The organism is Streptomyces sp. KR55 (assembly GCF_052245645.1).
GTDB lineage: Bacteria > Actinomycetota > Actinomycetes > Streptomycetales > Streptomycetaceae > Streptomyces > Streptomyces flavusporus.
This window is the reverse complement of sequence record NZ_JBQQCE010000984.1, coordinates 1-779: the sequence shown is the minus strand read 5'-3', so window position 1 is coordinate 779 and position 779 is coordinate 1. Positions and strand designations below refer to the sequence as shown.

At 69.8% G+C, this 779-nt stretch carries 1 protein-coding gene; it reads left to right on the top strand.

Features of this window, described 5'->3' with window-relative positions; translation table 11 throughout:
* Positions 1–779 (top strand): phosphatase PAP2 family protein (locus ACTWQJ_RS51935; RefSeq protein WP_443313287.1); only part of this gene is annotated, 779 nt, incomplete at both ends.

Below are 779 nucleotides of genomic sequence, written 5' to 3'. Positions count from 1 at the left end.
CGTCGGCCGGGTCGGCAAACGGGCCTCCGACCGGCTGGTGTGGCCGGTGGCTGTGGTCGTGGTCATGACGCTCCCGGCGAAGATGATCCTGCCGAACATGGCCGCCCTCCACCCGCTGCGCGACAACGTCGTCCTGCTCGCGGCGATCGCCGCCGCCACGGTCGTACCGTTCCTGTCGCGTACGTCGCCGTACTACCGCTCCCCGATCCCCACGCAGTACGCGCCGCCGGTCCCGGCCCGCTGGCAGCGCATCCCGCTGCTGCCGTTCCTGCGCCGGGTCCTCGGCCGCCCGAACCTCCTGCTGGAACTGCTCCTCATACGCGTCACCTACGCCGCGTACTCCCAGGTCCGGCTGGCGGCGACGGGCGGCACGATCTCCGGGGGCAGGGAGCGTGCTGAGCACCACGGCGAGCAGATCCTCTCCCTCGAGCGGATCCTGCACCTCGACATCGAGCACTGGGCCAACCACGCGGTCGTCAAGATCGACTGGCTGCGGCAGTTCTTCGACTTCTACTACACGTCCTTCCACTTCGTCGTCCCGCTGACCGTCCTCGGCGTCCTCTACTGGCGCCGCCCGGTCGACTACCGCTGGGGCCGGTCGACCCTGGGCCTGACCACACTCCTCGCGCTCGTCGGCTTCTGGGCCTACCCCCTCGCCCCGCCCCGCCTGATGCCGGACCTCGGCATCGTCGACACCGTCCACGGTGTCCAGGACTTCTCCCAGCCGGACTACGGCACGCTGACAGCACTCACCAACCAGTACGCCGCGATGCCGTCAA